Here is a 17108-nt window from a genome sequence, read left to right on the forward strand (position 1 = left end):
CGGACAGCCCGCATTCAGTCGCCCGCAGAGCCGTCGGCTGCCGAAGCGGAAATCTTCCGCGCCTCCGCAGCGGGCTTTACGTCTTTAGCCTTCTTGGCGTTGAACTTCTTCTGCCGTGGATCGAACGCATCACGAAGTCCGTCGCCGATGAAGTTGATGCTCAGGCAGATCAGGACGATGAAGAGGCCCGGGAACCAGAACAGCCATGGCCGGGTGGCGAATGCTTCCTGGTTTTGTGAGATGAGCAGGCCCAACGAAGTGTCCGGTGACTTCACGCCGACGCCGAGGTAGCTCAGGGCCGTTTCCAGCAGGATGGCAGCGGACATGGTCAGGGTCACGTTGACGATCAGCACGCCTATGGCATTGGGCAGGATGTGCTTGAAAATGATCCGTGAATTGCTGGCGCCCGAGATGCGTGCCGCATCGACGAACTCCCGTTCACGGAGGGTGAGGAACTCCCCGCGCATCAGCCGGGCGAGGCCGACCCAGCTGACGAGGCCGAGGAAGATTCCAAGGATCAGGATGCCGTTGCTGGCCGCGAACCCCGAAAACCAGCCGCCCTGGTCCCTACGGTTGACGCTCTGGGCCACCACGGCGGCGAGCAGCAGCACGGGGATGATGATGATGACATCGGTGATCCGCATCAGCACGGCTTCGACCCAGCCGCGGAAGTACCCGGACAGGCCGCCGATCACGGTGCCCAGCAGGCCCGCGATGGTCCCGATGAGGAGCATGATGATGATGGACTGCTGGGCTCCACGCATGGTCATGGCGAAGAGGTCGCGGCCGATCCGGTCCTGTCCGAACGGGTGTTCGCCCCAGGCCGGCGGCCACAGGGACGCGGTCGGAACGCCGTCATTGACGAGCGGCGAGACGTCCAGGTGGTTGTATTTCCACCAGCCCGGAATCCCGGCCCAGCCCACGGAGGTGAACGCCATCAGGAAGATGATGGCAAAAATGAACAGGCCTACGATGGCTCCGCTGTGGCCCAGGAACCTCTTTCGGACTATCTGCCCCTGGCTCAGCCCTTTCGCGTCCGGCTCAAGGGACGCACCCGGCAGCCTGGGGTGTGAGTGCTCGGCGAGGAATTCTTCCTGCTGGGTTGGCTGGCTCATGCCTTAATCCTTACGCGGGGATCGAGTGCGGAATACGCAAGGTCTGCGATCAAGTTGAACACCATCGCGGTCACTGCCACGCAAACGAAAACGCCCATGACGGGATTGGGATCCGTGTGCATGATGCCGTCCAGGAAGAGGAACCCCATGCCCCGGACGGAGAACACGGTCTCCGTGATGACGGCACCGCCGATGAGGGCCCCGATATCAAACGCAACGATGGTAGCGATGGGAATCAGTGCGTTGCGGAACGCGTGTCCCATCACCACGGACCTCTCAGAGAGGCCTTTGGCCCGGGCCGTCCTGATGTAATCCATGTTCATGATTTCCAGCATGGACGACCGGGTGAACCGCGTGTAGCTTGCCAGCGAAACAAGGATCAGGGCCATGGTCGGAAGAATCAGATGGGTGAAGGTGTCCAGCGTCAGGATCCAGAAGTCGCCCTGGATATTGGGGGTGCCTGCCCCGATGGTGGCGATCGGCCTGCCCCGGACCCTGCTGTTGCTGAAGTAGCTCGGCCAGGCCTGCATGAATCGGTCCATGAGGACCAGGCCGCCCACCAGGAAGGAAGTGATGCCGGCGGCGCGCATTGACTGGCCCCGGTCGTAACCGCCCATCAGGTAGCCCACGGCAACGCCCACGCCGACTGTCGCGATGCCCAGCAGGACGATCATGACGGCCGTCGCCTGGTTCAGGAGCGGCTGGACCGCGAAGTACGCCACCACTCCAAGTGCCACAACGATCAGCGACGCTTGCAGCGCCTTACGGTTCTTGAGCCCCGCCACCAGGAGGGTGACGGCGAAGGCCAGGCCCACCCCGGCAATTGCAATGACCACGGGGCCAAGGCCGGGGTTCCGGAACCACTGGACAACGGAGAAATAGACCAGGATGAGGCTGACCGCGAGGAACACAATGCCGCCTGAAACTATGCGGCGACGGGCCGCCCCGCCCACGGCTACGGCCACTATCAGGCCCGCGACGGCGCCGATCCCCAGGGCCACGGGCAGCGGAATTTCAGGATTGCGGAGAAAGTCGTTGAACCCGATGGCCCCGTATTCCTTCAGCAGCACCGCAACCCAGAAGATGGGTAGCGAGAAGAACAGGAAGGCCATGAACGTCACGCCGTAGTCCAGGGCGCTGTACTGCCGAAGCGCCGTGATGATGCCCAGGGCAATGCCGATAAGGATGGCCAGGATCGTGGCGCCGGTGACAAGTGTCAGGGTCTGCACCAGCGCAAATCCCAGCGCATCGGTAATCGGCTGTCCGGCGATATTCTTTCCGAGGTCGCAGGAGCTGCCGAAAGGAACGAGGCACCTGGCTGCCCCGCTGAGCCATTTGAAGTACCGCAGTGGCGCGGGGGTGTCCAGGTCAAGAAGCTGGCTGCGCGAGTCCATGAGTTGTTGTTTGTTCGGAGCGCTGCTTGCGCGGAACTCCTCCAGCGGATCCCCTGACGACGCTGTCAGAAGATACACGAGGAATGATGCCCCGAGAAGTATGAGTGCGGCCGTAATCAGTCGCCGGACGATGTACGTCACCATGGTGCAAAGCCTCGATATCCGGGCCGGGGTCTCACCGGGCCCATCGCTGAATCAGTCCGGCTGCCCGCATGAGGTGGGCGGGAAGCGGCAGAGTGCCGGTGGTGCCGGAGAAGGCGCCGGGACGTTCGTGCATTTGTCCCGGCGCCTTCACCTGCTGTTTGCTCGCTGAGCGGGGGCCTTACTTCTCAGCCCACTCCCAGAAGTTCCACCAGACACCGGTCTGGTTCGGCATGAACTTCACGCCCGTGATCCGGTCGCTGTAAGCGTCCACTCCGACGGACTGGAAGAGCGGAAGGCCGTAGGCGGACTCCCAGATCTTCTTGTCGATCTCCTTGCTGAGCTCATCCTGCTTGCTGCGGTCGGTGGTGACGATCAGTTCGTCCATCAGCTTGTCTGCTTCCGGATCGCTGAACTGGTTGAAGTTGGATCCGTTGCCGCTGCGGAAGATCTGAGGTACGCCGGAAACACCGACACCCGGGTTGATCCAGCCGAAGATGGTGGCGTCATAGCTGCCGTCGCCGAGGGCCTTGCCCCAGTCAGATTTGCCGAGGCCGCCGTCAACGATCTTGAAGCCGGCCTTGGTGGCGGATTCGCGGATCAGGGAGAAAGCGTCAACGCGGTTGGGGTTGTCCTTGTTGTACATGATCCGGATTTCAGGCGTCTTGCCGGCAAGCAGCGCCTTGGCACCGTCGATGTCCACGTCCTGGTATGCGGAAGAACCGTTGTTCTTGGCCGAATCGGCATATGCAGCCTGGGCCGGAACAAACAGCTGCGAGTCCAGCGGCTTGGCCTCCGGGTCGAGCTTCTTCACAATCTTGTCCACGATGTCCTTGCGCGGGACGGTCTTCATGAACGCCTCGCGGACGCTCTTTTCGGCCAGCGGACCCGAGTAGTTCAGGTCGATGTGGTCGTAGGAGAGCTGGTTGCCCTGTTCCACGGTGACGCCCTGGCTTTCCAGCGCCTTGAGCTGCTCGATGGTATCTGCCGAGGCCTGCGGGGCAATGATGTCCGCTTCACCGTTCTTGAGTGCCTGCACCTGTGCCGGAGCGGAACCGATGTAGCGGACCGTGATTTCGTCCAGGCTGGCTTCCGGGCCCCAGTTGTAGTCCTTGTTGCGGACCATGGTCAGGGACTGGTCCTGGGTGACGCTCTTAACGATGTACGGGCCGTTGGAGAGGAAGAGGCTCGGATCGGACGGCAGGGTCTTGGTGTCGAAGCCGGTGTTCCAAAGATCCGCCATGGCCTTCAGCTTCTCGTCGGCCGGCTTCGGGGCCTTGGGGTCGCCCTTCGGCTTTTCCTTCAGGTAGTCCACCAGCGCCTGCGCGTCGGTCAGTCCGGCTTTCTTGGCCAGCACGTGCGCTGCGATGTCGATCCCGGGGCCGCCAAGGATGGTTTCCCAGTCGGCGAAGGGCTTGGAGTACTTGATGGTCATGGAGCGGTTGCTGTCACCGATTTCGGGGAAGTCGGTGAGCTTGAGGCCGGTGGGATCACCCGCGTAGGAGAAGTAGGACGTGCCGGTCTTCGCTTCCGGGTCGGCGTCGTCGTAGTAGCCCGAGAAAGCAGTCCACTGCAGCAGGAGGTCGGCTGCCGTCACCGGAGTGCCGTCGGACCATTTGACTCCCTCATTGATGGTGTACTTCACCGTCAGGGGGTCATCGGAAGTCTTTTCCATCTTGCCGAACTTCTCGTTGCGAACAACATTCAGCTGGTTGTCGATGTAGTAGAAACCCGAGTGGGTGGCGTAGCTGATCTTCGAGTTGATGTCAGTGTTGCCGTCGGCAGTGTTGGGGTTGAACGTGTTGAACGCGTTCACCTCGACCACCGTGGCTGAACCACCCTGTTTGCCGGCAGTAGCGCTTGACGGGGTTGTCCCGCCGCTGTTGCCGGCGCAGGCGCTGAGAGCTAGCGCAGCAGCAGCCGCGACGCCTATCGCTTTGGAAATACGACCTAAGCGCATTCCGCCTCCTATGTTTCTGTGGTGTTGAAAAGACCGCCGCTGTAGGCGCCGGCCAGACCGCCCATTCCCCCAGTGAGAATGTGGCTAGCCTCACATGAGCAGTAGCCTAAACCCGAAAAGAATGCCCATGGGACCAAAGTTGCCCGTGGGTAAAGGTTGTTACCGAGCTGCAACAATGGACAGCCGAACCGTTGTTAACCGCGGGAGAACGCGGAAGAGGATAACTCCGCCCGGGTTGGTCCAACCACAAGAAAAGCCCCGATTCCGGAGGAATCGGGGCTTTCACTGTTAATGCTCAATCACTGACTGTGTCTGAGCCTTGCGGCGCTGCCTGCTAGACGTTGAAGCGGAACTCCACCACGTCGCCGTCGGCCATGACATATTCCTTGCCTTCGATGCGGACCTTGCCGCGGGCCTTGGCCTCAGCCATGGAGCCGGCCTCGATGAGGTCGTCGAAGGAGACGACTTCGGCCTTGATGAAGCCGCGCTGGAAATCGGAGTGGATCACGCCGGCCGCCTGCGGAGCGGTGTCCCCTTGGTGGATGGTCCAGGCGCGGGTTTCCTTGGGACCGGCCGTCAGGTAGGTCTGCAGTCCCAGCGTGTGAAAGCCGACGCGCGCCAGCTGGTCGAGCCCCGACTCGTCCTGGCCGTTCATTTCCAGCATTTCGCGGGCTTCTTCCTCGTCCAGCTCCACGAGGTCGGATTCAAGCTTGGCGTCGAGGAAGACGGCGTCCGCCGGAGCGACCATGGCGCGCAGTTCTTCCTGCTTTTCGGGGTTGCCCAGAATTCCTTCGTCCGAGTTGAAGACGTAGATGAAGGGCTTGGCGGTGAGAAGGCCGAGCTCCTTGAGGTGCCCCATCTCGAGCTTGTCGCTCTTGATCGAGGAGAAGATGGTGTCGCCGCGTTCAAGTACGGCCTGTGCCGCCTTGATGGCGGCCAGTTCGGCCGCGTCGCGCTTTTTGATCTTGACTTCTTTTTCGATCCGGGGAATGGCATTTTCGATGGTCTGAAGGTCAGCCAGGATCAGTTCGGTGTTGATGGTCTCCATATCGGAGCGGGGATCCACCTTGCCGTCAACGTGGATGACGTCGGGGTCATCGAACACGCGGACGACCTGCGCGATGGCCTCCGCTTCGCGGATGTTGGCGAGGAACTTGTTGCCCAGGCCTTCGCCCTCCGACGCGCCCTTGACGATACCGGCGATGTCGACGAACGACACCGCAGCAGGCAGCAGGCGCTGCGATCCGAAGACAGCGGCCAGCTTGGCAAGCCGCGGGTCCGGCAGGTTGACCACACCGACGTTCGGCTCGATCGTTGCGAACGGGTAGTTCGCAGCGAGCACCTGGTTGCGGGTCAGTGCGTTGAAAAGGGTTGATTTGCCGACGTTGGGCAGTCCGACGATGCCAATAGTAAGAGCCACGAGCACTAATTCTACCGGTAATCGGGCCCGGCCCTTATCTGACGCCTGGCGCGCGGGCGTCTGCGCCAAAAATGTCAGGGGCCCGTGCCAAAGTGAACCCATGGACGCTTTTGCACTGATACTTGCCCTGCTGATGCTGATACTCGGCGCCGTGATAGGCGCAGCCTGCACCTATGTCGTGTTCCGGCGCCGGACCGTGGCCCTGGAGCAGGATTTCGACGGCGTCTCTGCCCGCCTTTCGGAGGTCAACGCGCAGTTCGCGGCGGCCGACGCCGAGCGGCGCCTTCTGTCGGTACAGAACCGGGAGCTGGGCGAGTCACGCAACCAGGACGGCAGCGTCCTCCGGGCCCTCGCCCCCGTGGCGGAGAAGCTCACGGCGGTGCAGCAGCAGGTGTCCCTGCTGGAACGCGACCGCTTGGAACAATACGGGCAGCTGGCACAGCAGTTACAGGAAGCACGTCTCTCCGACGAGCAGCTTCTCCGCTCAACCCATGCCCTGGAGTCCGCCCTGCGGTCCAACAGCGCCCGCGGCCAGTGGGGTGAAGTCCAGCTGCGGCGGGTTGTGGAAGCCGCCGGCATGCTCCGCCACGTGGACTTCCACGAGCAGCAACACAGCGCCGGTGCGGGCGCCGCTGTACGGCCCGACCTCGTAGTCCAGCTCCCTGGTGAGAAGCAGCTGGTGGTCGACGCCAAGGTGCCCTTGTCGTCCTACCTTGAGGCCCAGGACCTGGGGACTTCGGCGGGACGCCAGCAGCAGGGGCCCGCACTCAACGGCCAGAACGCGTTGCTGGCAGCACACGCCAAAGCCCTCAAAGCCCATGTGGACGCACTGAGCAACAAGAAGTATTGGGACATTCCCGGCAACTCGCCGGAACTCGTGATCTGCTTCCTGCCGGCAGAATCCATTCTGGCCGCCGCGCTGGCGGCGGATCCCGGCCTCCTGGACTACGCGCTGGCCAAGAACGTGGTGCTGGCGTCCCCCGGCACATTGTTGGCCGTCTTGAAGTCCGTGGCTTTCACCTGGCGCCAGGACGTGCTGACAGACAGCGCACGGGAGCTGTTTGAGCTGGCGCGGCAACTCTACGAGCGGATGGGAACGCTCGGCGAAAACGTCACCAAGCTGGGGTCGTCGCTGAAAACGTCCGTGGACCGCTACAACTCGATGGTCGGAACACTCGAAGCGCGTGTCCTTCCCACGGCGCGAAAGCTCAACGCACTGGAAGCCGACGGGCTGGTGACGCCGCCCGCGATCGAGGTGATGCCGCGGTCGGTGGCTGCCCCGGAACTCCAATCGGAGGAGTCAGCCGCGTAGCACGCGGTGGCGCTTCCCGTCCGGCCGCGTAACCCGCAGCCGGGCGGGAGGCAGCCGGCTGGCTGTCAGGCCCGGCAGGAGTGAGCCGGCTGGCTGTCAGGCCCGGCAGGAGTCAGCCGGCTGGCTGTCAGGCCCGCGCTCCGCGTCCGCCCAGGGCACGAGTCACGTCGCCGGACTTCTTGAGAGTGGCGCGCAGCTCCTTGGGCAGGGAGAAGAGCAGGTCTTCCTCCGCAGTAACCACTTCTTCCACGGCACCGTAGCCGTAGTCGGCCAGGAGCCGGAGCACGTCCTTGACCAGGACCTCCGGAACAGATGCGCCGGACGTCACGCCAACTGTCGCGACGCCTTCGAACCAGGCCTCGTCCACTTCGTTGGCGAAGTCGACGCGGTAGGAGGCCTTTGCACCGTACTCCAGCGCAACCTCCACGAGGCGGACGGAGTTTGAGGAGTTGGCTGAGCCCACCACAATGACCAGGTCGGCCTGCGGAGAGATCTTCTTGATGGCCACCTGCCGGTTGGTGGTGGCGTAGCAGATGTCATCGCTGGGCGGATCCTGGAGCGTCGGGAAGCGTTCCTTCAGCAACCGGACCGTTTCCATCGTTTCATCCACGCTCAGAGTTGTCTGCGAAAGCCAGATGACCTTTTCCGGATCCCGGACCGTCACCTTGTCCACCTCGTGCGGGCCGTTGATGATCTGGATGTGCTCGGGCGCTTCGCCGGCCGTTCCTTCAACTTCCTCGTGGCCGTCGTGGCCAATGAGAAGGATGTCGAAGTCGTCCTTGGCGAAACGGACGGCTTCCCGGTGCACCTTGGTCACCAGCGGACACGTGGCGTCAATGGTGCGCAGGCCGCGGTCCTCTGCCGACTGCACCACTGCGGGCGATACACCGTGGGCCGAAAAGATCACCAGGGCACCTTCGGGGACCTCATCGGTCTCATCAACGAAGATGGCTCCCTTCTCCTCCAGCGAGCTCACGACGTGGACGTTGTGAACGATCTGCTTGCGGACGTACACCGGCGGGCCATAGTGTTCCAGCGCCTTCTCAACCGCAATGACTGCCCGGTCCACTCCGGCGCAGTATCCGCGGGGAGCCGCAAGCAGCACCTTCTTGGGACCCTGCACGGGGGCCGCAGCCAGCACGTCCTCAGGCGACCGGCGCCTGCGTGGAATTGACGGCATGGGGATGGAGACTGCTGAGGTGGTCATTGTTCAATGCTACCGGGAACGCTGGTCACGTCCGGCGCCCGAAACAACGGCGCCGGCAACGACGCGGAGAATGACACCGGCAACGATGAGGACTGCGCCCGCGATGAGTGTCGCCAGGATCCACTGACCGAACCGCTCGGATGATGCCGCCACAAATTCGCTCTTGAAGATGTCCGCCACTTCGTTCCCGCTTGCTGTCCCGCCGACCGCGAGGCCGGCCGCGTCGGAGCCGAGTTTCCACACCGCCGCCAGCACCAGCGCTCCTGCTCCCGTGCCCACCAGCACAATCCAGCGACGCCGCGCGGCAATGAGGGCCAGCAGGAGCGCAATAGCGGAGCCGGCAGCCACCGCACTACCCATGGGGGCATAGGCCGACACCTGGTCCACGAGTTGCCGCTGGCTCGGCTGTCCGATGCCGATGAGCGTCTGATCCGGCGCGTCCAGCGGAACGTTCGTTGCTTCCGAGATCTGTTTGGTCAGCAGGCCGACCAGGGGCGCTACGTCCAGGGTGAGGGATGTGGACGGTTCAGCGTCCGTCGAGCCGGATCCGGAACCCTGGAAATTAAGCCGGTGGCTTTTCCTCAGCGTCTCCTCCCAGGCCGCCGGATAACCCGGGAGCGTCGTCAGGGACTTGGCAGCCGCATCCAGGATCGGCTGCACCAGTTCCGTGAACGGCTCAGGAATCCGGCCGGCGGGATCGATGCTGCCAACTGCTGCCGAGGCCAGCCGCTCCTGGAAGACGGCGTCCTTGCCCAGCGGAGCGGCGAGGGACACAAAGCCGTCCTCCTGGACAATGTTCCGGTCAACCCAGATGGCGGGAACGGCGACGGCGGCCAGCAGCAGTCCAAGGATGACGGCGGCAGCTGAGACAAAGGTGCGCAAGGGATTCCTCGGTTGTTGGGGGCGGTACTGCCATCCTAGGGGTGCCGGCGGGGAAGCAAAAAATGTCGCCGGACAGTGGTAGAGCTATGGATAGAGTTGATTCGGTTTGATGCCAGTCCGTTTTGATGCACTGCCACCCGCAAAGGATTCCCATGCCCCAGGCTCCCTCCCCTCACGGGCTTCCCGTGCCTGACAAGATGCCCGCGGCCACCACCGTTCCTGCCACGGCTGCCGAAACGAGCCCGGACAACCCGTGGCCCCTGCAGCTCCTGTCCCAGAAGCTCAAAGCACACATCGACCGGACGCCCTCAGCGTGGGTCGAAGGCCAGGTCATTGAGTTGAACCGCAGGGGCGGCAGCGCCTTCATGACGCTCCGGGACGTCGACGCCGAGATTTCGCTGCCCGCGTCGATTTGGTCGAAGGTGCTGGACCGCCAGGACGTTCCCCTGGAGCGGGGATCCAGGGTGGTGGCACTCCTGAAAGCCGAATTCTGGCTGAAGACCGGACGCCTCAACATGTCGGTGAAGGACATCCGGCCGGTGGGGCTCGGGGATTTGCTGGCGCGGATTGAGCGGCTTCGCCATGCTCTTTCCATGGAAGGACTTTTTGCCGATTCCCGGAAGAAACGCCTCCCGCTCCTCCCCCACCGGATCGGCTTGATCACCGGACGCGACTCCGACGCCAAGAAAGACGTGTTGCGCAATGCCGCGCTCCGGTGGCCCGCCGTCGAATTCGAAATCCGGGAAGTCGCCGTGCAGGGAAACACCGCCGTTTCCCAGATTATGGGCGCGCTCCGGGAACTCGATGCCGATCCCCATGTTGACGTCATTGTGATTGCCCGCGGCGGCGGTGCACTCGAGGACCTCCTCCCCTTCAGCAATGAGGATCTGATCAGGGCGGTGTCCAACGCCTCCACGCCGGTGGTCAGCGCGATCGGCCACGAGGCGGACCGCCCCATCCTCGACGACGTCGCGGACCTTCGGGCGTCCACCCCCACGGATGCCGCCAAGCGGATTGTTCCCGACGTCGTTGAGGAACTTGCCCGTGTGCGGCAGGCCCGTGACCAGCTCCGGCGCGGAGTGAACCGGCTGGTGGAGCGGGAATCCGACCGGCTGGCATCCCTGCATTCACGGCCCGTGCTCGCTGCGCCGGAGGTCATGGTCAGCGCCCGCGCCGAAGACGTGGCACGGCTTAGCAGCCGCTCCCGTGCAGCCATCAGCACGGCAGTGCTGAGGGGGGCCGATCAGATCCACCATCTCCGCAGCCAGGTGCGCTCCCTCTCCCCGCAGCAGACGTTGGACCGGGGCTACGCCGTGGTGCAGGTCGCCGGAACGGCGCAGGCCGAAGACGCACCGCTGGCAGTCGTTCGGCACCCCTCGCAGGCTCCGGAGGGCTCGGATCTTTTCGTACGGGTTGCCGGCGGCTCCTTTTCCGCCCGGTCCACGGGCGGCCAGCGGATTTCCGACAGCTGAACCAGCAGCGCGCCGGACACATCCCGGCAGCACCCATCCACTCACCTAAGCAGGGAGCAACACATTGGCAGCAGAACAGAACCCGAACGCGGACATCGAGGCACTGAGCTATGAGGAGGCCCGCGAGCAGCTCGTGGCGGTCGTGGGCAAACTGGAAGCAGGGGGTGCCAGCCTGGAGGACTCACTGGCGCTGTGGGAGCGGGGCGAGGCCCTGGCCCAGCGCTGTGAGGAGTGGCTGGAGGGCGCCCGCAAGCGGCTTGCCGCCGCCCGCAACCAGGCCGGTCCGGAGTCCTAGGCCGCAGCGTCCTTGGCGCCGCTAACCGTCAGGATCTTTCCACGAGGCTGCGCTCGAGGTCCACGTCGAACTCCGTGGCCGGCCATTCGAGGTTGAGGTCTTCCAGGGCCTGGAGCAGTAGCTGCTGCACGGCGATGCGCGCGTACCACTTCTTGTTCGCGGGGATCACGTGCCAGGGCGCCACTTCGGTATGCGTCTTGTCGAAGGCAGCCTGGTAGGCGGCCATGTAGTCGTCCCAGAAGGCACGTTCCTTCAAGTCGCCGCTACTGTATTTCCAGTGCTTTGAAGGATCGTCCAGCCGGGCCAGCAGGCGGGATTTCTGTTCGTCCCGGCTGATGTTCAACATCACTTTGACGATTCGGGTGCCGTTGGCCGCAAGCCGTGCTTCAAATTCGTTGATCGCCGCATAGCGTCGCTCCAGCTCCTCGGGCGAAGCCCAGCTGTGGACGCGGTGGATGAGGACGTCCTCATAATGCGACCGGTCAAAGACGCCCACCATGCCGGCGGCGGGCACTTCCTTTTCGATCCGCCAGAGGAAGTCGTAGGACTTTTCCTCATCGGTGGGCGCCTTGAACGCCTTGAGCTGCACACCCTGCGGGTCCATGGCCCCCACAACGTGGGCCACGATGCCGCCCTTTCCCGCCGTATCCATGGCCTGGAGGATGAGCAGGACGCGCTTGGTGCCACCAAATTTGGCTTCGGCGAACAACTTCTCCTGGAGGGTGGCAAGCTTGCCGTCGACTTCGGCGAGGAGGGCCTGTCCGTCGGATTTGCCGCCCGGGTATCCCGGAGTGGAATCCGGATCCACGTCGGACAGCCTGAATCCATCACCAGCTGCGAGGGTTCCGGAGGGGTGTTCGTCGAATGTTTCGATTCCTGACATGTGAAGCCTTCCGCCGATGTGCCGCCAGTCCGGAGCACCGCTTCCTCGCGGCCGCCTCCGGCTGCCGCCGCCCGGGAGACACCGGGCGGCACTGCTGCCATCAGGCTAGTTCCCCTGGTACCGGCTCAGGAAGTCCCCCATCCGGCCAATTGCCTCTTCAATATCCTTAACGTTGGGCAGCGTGACCATCCGGAAGTGATCCGGGCGTACCCAGTTGAAGGCGCGGCCGTGGGAAACGAGGATCTTCTGCTCGCGGAGCAGGTCGAGGACAAACTTTTCGTCGTCCCGGATGTGGAAGACCTCCGGATCCAGTTTCGGAAACAGGTACAACGCTCCCCTGGCCTGCTGCGTACTGACGCCGGGGATGGCATTGAGCAGGTCGTAAGCCTTGTTCCGCTGTTCCAGCAGGCGGCCGCCGGGCAGGATCAGATCGTTGATGCTTTGGTATCCGCCCAAAGCCGTCTGGATGGCGTGCTGGGCGGGAACGTTGGCGCACAAGCGCATGTTGGCAAGGAGGCTGATGCCCTCGAGGTAGTCTGCTGCGTCCTTCTTCGGCCCGGAAATCGCCATCCAGCCGGCCCTGTAGCCGCACACGCGGTACGCCTTGGACAACCCGCTGAAGGTCAGGCACAGGACGTCGTCGCCGGTGAGGCCCGCGAGGTTCACGTGGACGGCGTCCTCGTACAGGATCTTCTCGTAGATTTCATCCGCGAAAAGAACCAGTCCGTGCTTTTCAGCCAGGGCCACGATCCTCTTAAGGGTCTCCTCGGGATACACCGCGCCGGTGGGATTGTTCGGGTTGATCACCACGATTCCCTTGGTCCGCGGGGTGATCTTGGATTCGAGGTCCTCCAGGTCCGGCTGCCAGCCGGACTCTTCATCGCAGAGGTAGTGCACGGGCTTTCCGCTTGCGAGGGCCACGGAGGCAGTCCACAGCGGGTAGTCGGGGGTGGGGATCAGAACCTCGTCGCCGTCGTCGAGCAGCGCCATGAGCGACATGGTGATGAGCTCGCTGACGCCGTTGCCGAGGTAGATGTCGTCCACGTGGATGTTCTGGATTCCGCGGGTCTGGTAGTACTGCGACACCGCGGTCCGGGCGGAGAATATGCCCCGGGAATCACTGTAGCCCTGGGCATGCGGCAGGTGGCGGATCATGTCCACCAGGATCGCGTCCGGCGCTTCAAAACCAAACGGGGCCGGGTTTCCGATGTTCAGTTTGAGGATCCGGTGACCCTCTGCCTCCATCTGCTGGGCGGCCTGAAGAATCGGTCCACGGATGTCGTAGAGGACATTATGAAGCTTGGTGGACTGCTTGAATTCTGCCATCCATCAAATATGCCATATGGAGGATGTACTTCAGCTGAGACTTGACTCACACGCGAAACGACGACGGCGCCTGCCGGACCAGGCAGGTCCGGGAGGCGCCGTCGGGCTCGTTTTACGTGGCTGGGGCTACTTGACCAGTCCCTTGTCCTTGAGCCAGGCAGCCGCAGCGTCCTTCGGATTCTGCTTCTGCGTCCCGCTGACAGCGCGGTTGAGGTTGATCAGGTCCTCCGTGGTGAGGATCTTCGAAACGGAGTTGAGCGCTTCCTTCGCCTTGTCGGTCATCTTGGCCTTGTTGTACAGGGGCAGGACCTGCTGGGCGATGAAGTTGTTCTTAGGGTCATCCAGGACCACCAGGTCGTTGTCGGCGATGGCCGGCGTGGTGGTGTAAATGTCCGCGACCTGCACCTGGTCCCCGAGCAGCGCCTTGACGGTGATGGGGCCGCCGCCGTCGCTGAACGGTTCCAGCTTCTTGGGCTCGCAGCCATAGTTCTTCTTCAACCCCGGCAGGCCGTAGGCGCGCTCGGCGAAGGTAGCCGGGGCCCCGACGACAAGCTCGCTGCAGACCTTGGCTAGGTCCTCAATCGACTTGAGCTGGTACTTCTCCGCCGTAGCCTTGGTCACCACCATGGCGTCCTTGTCCTCGGCTTTGGACGCTTCCAGCACGGCCAGGCCCTCCGGCAGCTTGGCCGGGAGCGCGTTGTAGATGTCCTCCGCCGAAACCTCGGTGGCTTCCTTGTTCACATGCAGCAGGAGGTTGCCGCTGTAGTCGGGAATGACGTCCACGGAGCCGTCCTGCACAGCCTTGAAGTACACCTCGCGCGAGCCGATGTTGGGCTTGGTGCTTGCGGTCACGCCGGCGGCATTCAGGGCGCCGGCATAGACCTCGGCGATGATCTGGCTTTCGGGGAAGTCCGCAGATCCGATCACCAGCGCAGAACCTGATCCGGAACCGCTGGTGGCCGGCGCACTTCCAAGCGGATCCGAACCGCCACCGCATGCGGACAGGGCCAGGGCCAGCCCGACTCCGGCGGCCAGGCCGCCGAATGCGCGGCGCCCCAGGATACTAGGGTGGGTTTCCTTCATGATGTACCTCCTTGAACAACAGGCTCCGCGGTCACGGAGTCTGTGAGATCAACCGGTGCCTGCTGGCTCCGGCCTGGCGTGGCAGAGGCTCCCCTGGTCAGGAACAGCCTCTGGAAAACAGCGAGCAGCAGATCGACGGCGATTGCCAGCGCTGCGATGAGCAGCGAGCCGCCCAGCATCTGCGGAAAATCAGACAGCACCAGGCCGTCGAACAGATACCGGCCAAGGCCACCGAGGTTGATGTAGGCCACCACTGAAACTGTGGCGATCACTTGGAGCACACCGGTCCTGAACCCGCCGAACATCACGGTCAGGGCATTGGGAAATTCCGCCCGGAACAGCACCTGCAGTTCGGTCATGCCCATGGCCCGGGCCGCGTCAACGACGTTCCGGTCCACGCTGGCAATCCCGGCGTAGGTTCCGGCGAGCAGCGGGGGCACCGTAAGGATCACCAGCGCCCAGATGGGAGGCATCAGTCCGATGCCGGCGAGGAGCACGAAAAGGGTCAGCAAGCCCAGGGTGGGCAGTGCCCGCAACGCGCCGGCCAAGGCAACCACCGCCACGCGGCCGCGGCCGGTGTGGCCGACATAAAGGCCGATGGGGACGGCTATGGCGGTGGCAATCAGCATCACGAGACCCGTGTATTGCAGGTGCTCAGCCAGCCGGGCAGGAATGCCCGCGCTTCCGGTCCAGTGCAGCGGGTCGCCCAGCCAGGCGAACGTGTCCGTAAAGACGTTGCTCATGCCGACGCACCGCCCGCCCGGACGTCGGACAGTCGCTCTGCAGCCGAAGGAAGCGCAGCCTTGTCAGTCCGTGCAGCGGCCCTGGTCCAGGGCGTCAGCAGCCGTTCAAGGAGCACCAGGACGGCATCCATGAGCAGAGCCAGCACCAGGATGGCGATGATTCCGACCACCACCTCGGTGATAAAGCCCCGCTGGAGGCCCGACGTGAACAGCATCCCCAGGTTGCCGATGCCCAGGAGGGCGGCCACGCTCACCAGCGAGATGTTGCTGACGGACACCACCCGCAGCCCGGCGAAAAGGACCGGAAGGGAAAGCGGGAGGTCGATCTGGAGGAAACGCGCACCGGGCTTGAAGCCCATGGCGACTGCGGCCTGGCGGAGATCGTCATCCACGGAGTCGAAGGCATCGAGCGCTGCCCGCACCAGGAGTGCCACGGCGTAGATCGTGAGGGCCACAATCACGTTGACCGGGTCCAGGACCCTGGTCCCCAGGATTGACGGGAGAATGATGAACAGGGCGAGGGACGGGATCGTGTAGAGCAGTGACGTGGCCGTGACAACCACGGAGCGCAAGGTCCTGTTCCGGCGGGCGAACTGGGCCAGAGGAATCGAGAGCACCAGGCCAAGGACCATCGGAATTATGGCCAGCACCAGGTGCTGGCCGGCGAGCTCGAACACCCGTGCGCTGTTGGCCAGGAACCATTCCATCAGAGGGCACCCTGCCGGACGAGCCGGGCCGATTCGATCACCGCGAGCACCTCATCCGCCTTAAGGACGCCGGCAAACCTGCCGTCCGCGTCGACGGCCACGCCCAGACCCGAGGGGGAGGACAGCGCCGCGTCAAGGGCACGCCGGAGCGTGTCCCCTTTCCGGAAGAGCGAGCCACCGGGGATCAGCACCGGACCGGCACCCGGGCTTGCCCAGCCCTGCGGACGGGACTCAGCATCCAGAACCAGCATCCAGTCGCCGCCCAGTCCGGCTGCACCGGACTCCAGGTCGCGGTGGCTGACGGTCGGAACGTCATGGAGGGTGACGGCGTCCGAGGGACTGAACGCCAGGTGACGGAACCCCCGGTCCTTGCCCACGAAGGAAGCCACGAAGTCGTTGGCGGGCGCCCTGAGGATCTCCTCCGGGGTGGCGTACTGGGCCAGTATGCCTCCTGTGGCGAACACAGCGACCTTGTCGCCCAGCACGGTGGCTTCGTCGATGTCGTGGGTGACGAAAACGATGGTCTTAGCCAGGTCCCGCTGCAGCCGGAGGAGCTCCTGCTGCAGTTCATCCCGCACCACCGGGTCCACGGCGCTGAACGGTTCGTCCATGAGCAGCACCGGCGGGTCCGCTGCGAGCGCCCGTGCCACCCCTACCCGCTGCTGCTGGCCGCCGGACAACTGGGAGGGGTACCGCCTGCCCAGCACCGAGGCGAGCCCGACGACGTCGAGAAGTTCTTCGGCGCGCTTGCGCGCCTCTGCCTTGGGCACCCCGTTAAGCCGCGGGACTGTGGCGATGTTGTCCAGAACCGAGCGGTGCGGCATCAGTCCGGAGGATTGCATCACGTAGCCCATGGACCGCCTCAGCTGCGCAGCAGGCACCGAGGTAACGTCCTTCCCGTCGACGGTGATGGTGCCGGACGTGGGCTCCACCATGCGGTTGATCATCCGCAGGGAGGTGGTCTTGCCGCACCCCGAAGGACCAACGAAAGCCGTGATAGAGCCTTTGTCGATGGACATGGTGAGGTTGTCCACGGCCGGCTGCCCGCCCTGGTACTGCTTGGTGACGCTCTGGAATTCGATCATGGCTTCAGCCATTTCCGGGCTTACCTAACTGTTGGCGGCAACATCGGACGGTCAAGCCGGAAGATCATAAGCATGCTGATTTT

15 protein-coding genes are annotated in these 17108 nt (G+C 63.8%); 3 read left to right on the top strand and 12 right to left on the bottom strand.

The window, feature by feature from the left end:
- Nucleotides 1-14: 14 nt before the first annotated feature.
- The 4 genes from TV39_RS14625 to ychF form a co-directional block, all read right to left on the bottom strand.
- On the bottom strand, nucleotides 15-1115 hold the full coding sequence (locus tag TV39_RS14625) for an ABC transporter permease (protein WP_043482805.1): 1101 nt from the start codon (nucleotides 1113-1115) through the stop codon (nucleotides 15-17).
- Entirely contained in the window at nucleotides 1112-2653 is a 1542-nt protein-coding gene (locus TV39_RS14630) for an ABC transporter permease (RefSeq protein WP_043482807.1), read from the bottom strand. Before TV39_RS14630 ends, TV39_RS14625 begins: the two co-directional genes overlap by 4 nt.
- A 178-nt stretch (nucleotides 2654-2831) precedes the next feature.
- On the bottom strand, nucleotides 2832-4610 hold the full coding sequence (locus tag TV39_RS14635) for an ABC transporter family substrate-binding protein (protein ID WP_043482808.1): 1779 nt from the start codon (nucleotides 4608-4610) through the stop codon (nucleotides 2832-2834).
- A 334-nt stretch (nucleotides 4611-4944) separates the two neighbouring features.
- Nucleotides 4945-6030: a redox-regulated ATPase YchF gene (ychF, locus tag TV39_RS14640; RefSeq protein ID WP_043483168.1), complete on the bottom strand. Its 1086-nt coding sequence runs from the start codon at nucleotides 6028-6030 to the stop codon at nucleotides 4945-4947.
- Between the two features lie 100 nt (nucleotides 6031-6130).
- Between ychF and TV39_RS14645 the strand changes: the two genes are divergently transcribed.
- Nucleotides 6131-7342 (top strand): DNA recombination protein RmuC, encoded by a 1212-nt coding sequence (locus TV39_RS14645; protein ID WP_043482809.1) that lies wholly within the window; start codon nucleotides 6131-6133, stop codon nucleotides 7340-7342.
- A gap of 127 nt (nucleotides 7343-7469) precedes the next feature.
- On the opposite strand, the gene TV39_RS14650 is transcribed toward TV39_RS14645, so the two are convergent.
- Both TV39_RS14650 and TV39_RS14655 read right to left on the bottom strand, forming a co-directional pair.
- Nucleotides 7470-8549, bottom strand: a complete 1080-nt coding sequence (locus TV39_RS14650) for a 4-hydroxy-3-methylbut-2-enyl diphosphate reductase (RefSeq protein ID WP_043482810.1) — start codon at nucleotides 8547-8549, stop codon at nucleotides 7470-7472.
- A gap of 9 nt (nucleotides 8550-8558) precedes the next feature.
- Nucleotides 8559-9431, bottom strand: a complete 873-nt coding sequence (locus TV39_RS14655) for a hypothetical protein (protein ID WP_043482811.1) — start codon at nucleotides 9429-9431, stop codon at nucleotides 8559-8561.
- Between the two features lie 152 nt (nucleotides 9432-9583).
- On the opposite strand from TV39_RS14655, the gene xseA reads away from it, so the two are divergent.
- Both xseA and TV39_RS14665 read left to right on the top strand, forming a co-directional pair.
- Complete coding sequence (xseA, locus tag TV39_RS14660; RefSeq protein WP_200891028.1) at nucleotides 9584-10903, top strand: exodeoxyribonuclease VII large subunit; 1320 nt, start codon at nucleotides 9584-9586, stop codon at nucleotides 10901-10903.
- 64 nt (nucleotides 10904-10967) lie between these two features.
- Nucleotides 10968-11198, top strand: coding sequence for an exodeoxyribonuclease VII small subunit (locus TV39_RS14665; RefSeq protein ID WP_043482812.1), 231 nt, complete (start codon nucleotides 10968-10970; stop codon nucleotides 11196-11198).
- Between the two features lie 28 nt (nucleotides 11199-11226).
- Here TV39_RS14665 and TV39_RS14670 read toward each other — a convergent pair whose 3' ends face one another.
- From TV39_RS14670 to TV39_RS14695, 6 genes are all read right to left on the bottom strand, one after another.
- Nucleotides 11227-12081, bottom strand: a complete 855-nt coding sequence (locus TV39_RS14670) for a polyphosphate kinase 2 family protein (RefSeq protein WP_043482813.1) — start codon at nucleotides 12079-12081, stop codon at nucleotides 11227-11229.
- Between the two features lie 105 nt (nucleotides 12082-12186).
- Nucleotides 12187-13407, bottom strand: coding sequence for a pyridoxal phosphate-dependent aminotransferase (locus TV39_RS14675; RefSeq protein ID WP_043482814.1), 1221 nt, complete (start codon nucleotides 13405-13407; stop codon nucleotides 12187-12189).
- Between the two features lie 126 nt (nucleotides 13408-13533).
- On the bottom strand, nucleotides 13534-14490 hold the full coding sequence (locus TV39_RS14680) for an ABC transporter substrate-binding protein (RefSeq protein WP_043482815.1): 957 nt from the start codon (nucleotides 14488-14490) through the stop codon (nucleotides 13534-13536).
- Complete coding sequence (locus TV39_RS14685) at nucleotides 14487-15233, bottom strand: ABC transporter permease (RefSeq protein ID WP_043482816.1); 747 nt, start codon at nucleotides 15231-15233, stop codon at nucleotides 14487-14489. Before TV39_RS14685 ends, TV39_RS14680 begins: the two co-directional genes overlap by 4 nt.
- A complete protein-coding gene (locus tag TV39_RS14690; RefSeq protein ID WP_043482817.1) occupies nucleotides 15230-15940 on the bottom strand; it encodes an ABC transporter permease in 711 nt (236 codons plus the stop codon). Before TV39_RS14690 ends, TV39_RS14685 begins: the two co-directional genes overlap by 4 nt.
- Entirely contained in the window at nucleotides 15940-17037 is a 1098-nt protein-coding gene (locus TV39_RS14695) for an ABC transporter ATP-binding protein (protein ID WP_043482818.1), read from the bottom strand. Before TV39_RS14695 ends, TV39_RS14690 begins: the two co-directional genes overlap by 1 nt.
- Nucleotides 17038-17108 lie beyond the last annotated feature (71 nt).

This window comes from Arthrobacter sp. SPG23 (genome assembly GCF_000876655.1).
GTDB lineage: Bacteria > Actinomycetota > Actinomycetes > Actinomycetales > Micrococcaceae > Arthrobacter.

What these genes read in the sequence shown, in the direction of transcription:
- TV39_RS14625 (WP_043482805.1), bottom strand. Translation starts at nt 1,115, where the DNA reads ATGAGCCAGCCAACCCAGCAGGAAGAATTCCTCGCCGAGCACTCACAC.
- TV39_RS14630 (WP_043482807.1), bottom strand. Translation starts at nt 2,653, where the DNA reads ATGGTGACGTACATCGTCCGGCGACTGATTACGGCCGCACTCATACTT.
- TV39_RS14635 (WP_043482808.1), bottom strand. Translation starts at nt 4,610, where the DNA reads ATGCGCTTAGGTCGTATTTCCAAAGCGATAGGCGTCGCGGCTGCTGCT.
- TV39_RS14645 (WP_043482809.1), top strand. Translation starts at nt 6,131, where the DNA reads ATGGACGCTTTTGCACTGATACTTGCCCTGCTGATGCTGATACTCGGC.
- TV39_RS14650 (WP_043482810.1), bottom strand. Translation starts at nt 8,549, where the DNA reads ATGACCACCTCAGCAGTCTCCATCCCCATGCCGTCAATTCCACGCAGG.
- xseA (WP_200891028.1), top strand. Translation starts at nt 9,584, where the DNA reads ATGCCCCAGGCTCCCTCCCCTCACGGGCTTCCCGTGCCTGACAAGATG.
- TV39_RS14670 (WP_043482813.1), bottom strand. Translation starts at nt 12,081, where the DNA reads ATGTCAGGAATCGAAACATTCGACGAACACCCCTCCGGAACCCTCGCA.
- TV39_RS14675 (WP_043482814.1), bottom strand. Translation starts at nt 13,407, where the DNA reads ATGGCAGAATTCAAGCAGTCCACCAAGCTTCATAATGTCCTCTACGAC.
- TV39_RS14680 (WP_043482815.1), bottom strand. Translation starts at nt 14,490, where the DNA reads ATGAAGGAAACCCACCCTAGTATCCTGGGGCGCCGCGCATTCGGCGGC.
- TV39_RS14685 (WP_043482816.1), bottom strand. Translation starts at nt 15,233, where the DNA reads ATGAGCAACGTCTTTACGGACACGTTCGCCTGGCTGGGCGACCCGCTG.
- TV39_RS14690 (WP_043482817.1), bottom strand. Translation starts at nt 15,940, where the DNA reads ATGGAATGGTTCCTGGCCAACAGCGCACGGGTGTTCGAGCTCGCCGGC.
- TV39_RS14695 (WP_043482818.1), bottom strand. Translation starts at nt 17,037, where the DNA reads ATGGCTGAAGCCATGATCGAATTCCAGAGCGTCACCAAGCAGTACCAG.